The sequence below is a fragment of the Blautia glucerasea genome, from assembly GCF_020537505.1.
Taxonomy (GTDB): Bacteria; Bacillota; Clostridia; order Lachnospirales; family Lachnospiraceae; genus Blautia_A.
The window spans coordinates 53,639-60,182 of the sequence record NZ_JAJBMO010000024.1 but is presented as its reverse complement, the minus strand read 5'-3'; the positions used below and the strand labels follow the sequence as shown (position 1 = coordinate 60,182).

Here is a 6,544-nt window from a genome sequence, read left to right as displayed (position 1 = left end):
CCCTCCGGCATAACTTTGATTTAGATTCCGTACATAACCTGAGCGGTTTTGACCGCAGGCTGGTGTGCGTACCGAAATTCTGCCCCAGGGAGTGTCCGGGGAAAGCAGGATGCCGTTATCAGAAATATTTGGATGTTTCCAAAAAAGAGGAAGTTTTTATACAGATATGCAATCACAATTATCTTCTGGCAGACGCCATGCACCGGATGAATGAATACCGGCCTCTGCTGGCGGATTACAGAGCATTGGTAGTAGATGAAGCACATAAGCTCCCAGAAGCTGCCAGCCAGATGGATGGGAGAAGTATTGGAAGAGAGGATGTGCAGGAAATCTCGTATTTCTTAAACAGGGAGCATAAAAGTTCGGAAGGTAAGAGACTACAGGATTGGTTTAATACACTTTCAATGGAAATCCGTAAGGATCAGGCCGGGATGGGAGATGACATAGCTGGAAAAGAAAATTTCTATTTTCCGGCAAAGTGCCGATCTTCTCTGGAGCAGGTAAGGGGGAATCTCAGTCTTATGCTTAAAAGACTTGCTGGAAATGTCCCTTACTGGATCTTCCGGCGGCTGGAAGAGATGGAAGAGCTGTTCGGCTGGTTTCTGAAGAAGGATACCAGATACGTTTTATTTCTTCAGCCAGACGGCAGGGGAGATCCTGTGTTTATGGCTGTTAGCAGAGAGATTCCAAGGTTTCTCCATGATTCCTTATGGGACAGGGGATTTCCCTCGATTCTCACCAGTGGAACTTTAAAAGCCGGAAATGGGTTTGTAAGGACCAGACAGATGACCGGGCTGGAAAAGAAAAGCAGAGTCCGGGAGTGTGTAGCAGAATCCCCATTTTGTTACAGAGAGAACTGTCTGCTCTATATTCCTGAGAATTTAAAAGCGACGCTCAAGGGAAGCCGGGAAGAGGTCGAGCAACTTGCAGGCCAGATCCGTGATCTGGTGTGTTCTACTTTTGGGCATACACTGGTACTGTTTACATCTTATACCCTGATGGGAAATGTGCAGCAGCTCCTGCGGGATCAGATCCCGTTCCCGATGGTGCAGGTATGGAGAAACTCACAGGAAGAAATCGCACGGTTTAAGAAGATGGAAAATGCCGTTCTGTTTGCAGCCGGCTCCTGTTGGGAAGGTGTGGATTTTCCGGGGGATATGGTATCGTCCCTGATCATTGTAAAATTGCCGTTTGCTGTACCGGACCCCATCCATGAAGCACAAAGGGAACAATACCGATCACTGGAATCCTACATTCAAAATGTTGTTGTTCCAGATATGCAGAAGAAACTGCGCCAGGGATTCGGACGGGCGATCCGGACGGAGCAGGACACCTGTGTAGTGTCCATTTTAGACCACCGAGCGGCAAAGAAAGGAAAGTACCGGGGAGATGTTCTGGACGCCCTGCCAAAGTGCCAGATGGCAGAAAAAATCGATGAAGTAGAGGACTTTATCCGAAGCCGGAAAGTGGAGCGTTACTACAGCTGATAACATCCGTGGTGTTGTTGGTTCTGCCCAGATCTGGACAGAAAATAAGACAAAAAGTTTAGTGGTATTTCAGGAGCGGTTTTGACCGAATTGGTGGTATTTGTGATAGCTTTATCGGCATGAGTTGGGTATACTGTGTATAGCGTTAGAGGAAAGGAAGTGAGCAGGAATGAGACGATATGAACTGGAAAAAGAAAGAGAGGGTTCCACCGTTTATTTCTTTATCAGAGATGTGGAAACACTGGATATCGTCCTGCTTCCAACCAAATATCTGATGCACAAGATACGGAGTAAATGTTCACCGAATACGGTGCGGCGCTCCGCACTTGCAATCCTGTACTATCTGGAATACATCCATGAAAAGAAAAAGGAATTGACAGACGTATATCAAATGCCTTATGTTGAACAGACAAATCACTTTGTGGAATTTTTATACTGGCTGAAAGCCGGGAAGCATACCAGAGATAAAAATCACAGATCTCCAAACAATGGAACCTGCAACGCATACTTAAGAGATGTGTTCAGGTTCTATCTTTTTATAGAAGAAGAGTACCAGCAGTTCGGGGAGCTGAAAGTCCTGTCCTATAATTATTTTGTAGCCGTGGATGCAGTAGGCGTAAAGAAAAGCATACGATCAAAGAGTTTCAAAGGCTATTTAAAAGAGGAAGAGCATAAGGCGAGAGCAGCAAAGAAAGATGAAATTGTGGAAATCTTGAAAGCGTGTACCAATATAAGAGATCGGCTTCTCATGCTGCTTCTGGCAGAGACAGGCTACCGAATCGGTGAGATCTTAGGAATTGATTACAGTAAGGACATTGATTATCAGAACCACATAATCCGGGTATATTTCCGTGAGGACAATGAAAATGGAGCGAGAGCAAAGAATGCAGAATACCGAAGTGCGAAGATCAGCAAAGATACCTTCGGCTTTTTAAATCTGTATATCGCAGAGTACCGAAAACTACTTCAGCACCAGACAAGCCTGTTTGTGAATATTTCCGGGGATAATATCGGAAAACCAATGAACGTGGAAGCAGTATACTCCATGCTAAAAAGAATGGATAAGAAAACAGGGATTAAGATCACGCCTCATATGCTCCGGCATTACTTTGGAAATGAGCGGAGAAAAGCAGGATGGTCGCTGGAACTGATACAGCTGGCCTATGGACACCGCCACATCCAGACAACCATCAATTATCTGGACATTGTGGATGATGAACTGCTGGATGCCAGCCAGGAATTCTACGAGAAACACTCCTCCCTGTATGGGATTGAGGAATTGCTATAGGAGGTGGTTTTTATGCCTGCGTTTTTACAGTCTTTTATAGAGGCAGAACAAGAACGGAGCAGGCGGATTGAGCAGCTACGAAAAGAAATCCGGGAGTTTGCAAAAGAGGAAGCAGGAAGTTCCATTACAGAACAGATTCTGCTGTTTCTGGCAGATGAGATGGTAGAACATCTTTCGGAAATAGATTATGAACTGCGAATGAAATTTGAATTATACATAACACCGCTGATAAAGCGAAATTACATTTACCGATATACCGGAACGTTCGACCGGATACGGCAGGCGTACATCCGGGAACGGATGAAAACTCCGGCTGGACAGAGGGAATGTGAATGGAAATATAAAAATGAAATACTTTTTGTTCCATACCACTCAGATCCTGTAATCGTAAAGAGTGTGGAAACGGTACGGTGTCGGAGCAACATGGTCTGGAATTTTAAAGCGGCAGCCAGTGAGAAACTGAAACGTCAGATTTTTACCGTGCTGGAATATATTCTGAAGAATTATGAAATTTCCAGACTGAGGGAATATAAACTGACCGGGCTACAGCTTTTTTACGAATTTTGCATCCGGGAGCAGATTACAGATATCCAGCTTCTGGAGCTGGAACAGGAAACAGCATTTCAGGACTACCTGAAGCAGAAAGTCGAGAAAGAGCAACGGCGAAAACGACTGAAGAGCATTGTGGAAACTGCCCGTAAAGTGATTTTTATAGAAACTGATGAAACAAGATGGGATGCTACCATCTGGTATTTAGAGCGGTTTCGTATTGCCAAAGAAAGAATAAACCAGAGTGACAGTATAGAAAAAATATCATTTCAGGAAGTTCTACAGCCCAAGAATCGATTGCTGCTTCAGGAATATATGAAGTACGAAATTGGAATCGGAGAACTGGCGCTCAGCACGGTGTACGAAAGATTCCGAACCATTCGAAATTTTTTGCAGGAGATCAGCGAACTGGAAGTTACCAAGTGTGATGCCAGCCTGATTGATGTATATTTAAAGAATTTGCAGAATGGTGCTATGGGAGCAAAGACATTTAATACCAATGTTTCGGGAATACAGTTTTTTATGAAATTTCTGGAAGTAAAGGGGTATATAAAAAAGGTTCCGTTTTATGCATCGTATTACTTGGAAAAACAGATCCCAGTCCACCATGACAGAAGTGTGGAAGAGGATGTGTATATGGAAATTATCCAAAACCTCTCACAGTTTCCTGAACACCTGAGAATGATGTTTTTACATCTCTGGTGTGTGGGACTCCGGATCAGTGAGGTCTGCACCTTAAAAGGGGATGCGTATTATATCCAGAATGGTGACTGCTGGATGAAGGTCTACCAGGTGAAAATGAAAAATTATAAAAGGGTTCCCATTCCGGTAACATTGTATCGTCTGATGCAGGTTTATCTGAAAAAGCACCCTACCAAAAAAGAAGCATACATTTTTCGGAATCGGAAAGGTGGAGCATTTTCCAAAAGCACCTTCATGGGGCAGATGAAAAAATACTGCTCCCAGATAGGCATACAGAATGGAGAATATATTTTTAAGTCTCATGATTACCGACATACCGTAGCAACCAATTTTTATGAGCATGGCGTATCAATCCAAAGCATCCGGGACTATCTGGGACATACGTTTGAGGAAATGACCATGCAGTATATAGATTATATGCCAAGAAAAATTGCTAAAGAAAATGACGCATACTTTGAGGAAGAGGAAAACAGCCTGCTTGCCTGTATGCAGAAAGGAGAGAAGCATGGATAATAAACTGAAATTCCAACAACTGGAATGTTATAAGCTGGCTACCGATGAGCAAAAGGAAAAGCTGAATAAGGAACAATATTTTGATCTGGATAAACTGCCGGAAAACCAGCTTCAGACAGAATTTGTCGAATACATTTACTACCGTGGAACGCAGGTATCCATCCTGACCATAAAAAGGGAAAGGCATTATTTTAACAGCTTATGTGAATTTTTTCAGAAGTCATCCCATCAGGAAAACAGCCTGCTTGACAGAGAAAAAGACTTCTGGATAAAGCAGTTGAAAATGTGGATGATACAAAACGGTAGGGCTTTGACGAAGCATAAAGTGACGAACATTCAGACTGAATCGGTGGAAAAAGCTGCCCTGATCCGGTATTTTGAAAGCCTTCTGGAATTTACACTGGACCGATCAGAAACCAATGAGCTGGCAAAGGATATCTGGCATCTGGAAAGGCTTCCGCTTATCCTGCGGACAAATCCGATTGTCAACCATAAGACACTAAATTTCAGAGGAATCCGGCAACCAGATATTCGGGAAGAAGTAAAAAAAGCAATTTACCATCATCTGAAAACCGAAGCCCTTGGCAGTATAAAACGTGAACTGTCCGCCATGAATAAATTTTCAAAGTATTTGGATGAAAAGCATTCCAAGATCAGCACCTGCGAAGAGATTGACCGGGAGATCATAGAACAATTTTTAATCAACATCAAGGTAGAATCAAACGGAGGGAATGGCATCCGGGATGACCTGCTAAAGCTTCGAAATGTGCTGGAAACAATCGGAAAAATTTATGATTTTCCACATCTTACAAAACTGTTTTTAAAATCTGATTTTCCGCCAGAACGGAAAGCAGAATTCAAATCTTATTCGGACAGTGAGCTGAAAAGACTGAATGCCCAGATTGTAAAAATGGAAGAGCAGATAGCAAGGGCAATGATCATCCACCAGATGCTTGGAACCAGAATTTCCGACACGCTGACCTTGCGGAAAGACTGCCTTTATAAACATGACCGTCAGGATATGATTATCATATACCAGCCGAAAACAAGAAGATATGAAAAACCGATCAGCCGGGAGCTGGCACAGCTGATTGGAAAGGCAGTCAGTTATGCAAATGAGCATTATCCTGAAAGCATTTATATCTTTGCGGACGAGAACAAACCGGAGAGACCAATCAGTTACCAAACCTTGCAGGATAAAGTGCTTCGAATGATCTATGAAAAAGATATCCGAGATGACAGCGGGAAATTATTCGGATTTGGAACGCATATGTTCCGGCACTGTTATGGGGTAAAGCTGACAGAACTCCATGTGGATGATTGGACCATAGCAAAGCTCCTGGGTCATAAAGGAGTGAAAAGCGTCCAGTACTACCGGAAAATGAGCAATCAGAGACTGGCAGATGAGACAAGGGAAGTAAGAAATCTTATGTCACAGATTATCTTAGCAAATCTGGACGGATGGGGAGAAGAATATGAGCAAATACGACAAGATGCTGGAATTGAATAAAAGAAAGAGCGAAGAAAAAGTGGAACGGGCAGTCCTGACAATACGGACAATGGTGTTGGAGAGAGAAAAGGTGTCCGTACCAGCACTGATGCAAAAGACTGGTTTATCTAGAGGATTCTTTTACAAGAATCCGATTGTAAGAGGTGAGATTGATGCAGCAATGGAACAGCAGGCTGGTATGGTGGATCCAAGGAGAAACATTATCAGTCAGGCGATGGAAGCGGAAATGAATCTGCTCCGGCAACAGCTACAGAAACTGAAAAGCGAAAATGAGAATCTAATAAAGGAAAACCAGAAGTTAAAAAAAGCACTATCCAAGAAAGAGTTGAATCTTATCAAACAGATTTAAGCTATATCATAATGCAAAGTAGGTCTGCCAGAATACAGCAGATCTGTTTTGCATTGTGATATAGAAACAGATTATGCTTAAAAGGCATTAAGCAACCCATAATAATGGGTATTGGACATAGAAAGCAATATGGGAGTATGATGATA

5 protein-coding genes are annotated in these 6,544 nt (G+C 42.9%); all 5 read left to right on the top strand.

Going from position 1 to position 6,544, the window contains the following annotated elements:
• Positions 1–1,487: ATP-dependent DNA helicase (locus LIQ05_RS15735; RefSeq protein ID WP_226822168.1), on the top strand; the 1,487-nt coding region annotated here is incomplete at its 5' end.
• 169 nt (positions 1,488–1,656) lie between these two features.
• Positions 1,657–2,775 (top strand): tyrosine-type recombinase/integrase, encoded by a 1,119-nt coding sequence (locus tag LIQ05_RS15730; RefSeq protein ID WP_015533399.1) that lies wholly within the window; start codon positions 1,657–1,659, stop codon positions 2,773–2,775.
• A gap of 12 nt (positions 2,776–2,787) precedes the next feature.
• Entirely contained in the window at positions 2,788–4,539 is a 1,752-nt protein-coding gene (locus LIQ05_RS15725; protein WP_055153009.1) for a tyrosine-type recombinase/integrase, read from the top strand.
• Positions 4,532–6,049: a tyrosine-type recombinase/integrase gene (locus tag LIQ05_RS15720; protein WP_015533402.1), complete on the top strand. Its 1,518-nt coding sequence runs from the start codon at positions 4,532–4,534 to the stop codon at positions 6,047–6,049. The genes LIQ05_RS15725 and LIQ05_RS15720 overlap by 8 nt, the downstream gene beginning before the upstream one ends.
• Positions 6,015–6,398, top strand: coding sequence for a DUF6262 family protein (locus LIQ05_RS15715; protein ID WP_015533403.1), 384 nt, complete (start codon positions 6,015–6,017; stop codon positions 6,396–6,398). Before LIQ05_RS15720 ends, LIQ05_RS15715 begins: the two co-directional genes overlap by 35 nt.
• Positions 6,399–6,544 lie beyond the last annotated feature (146 nt).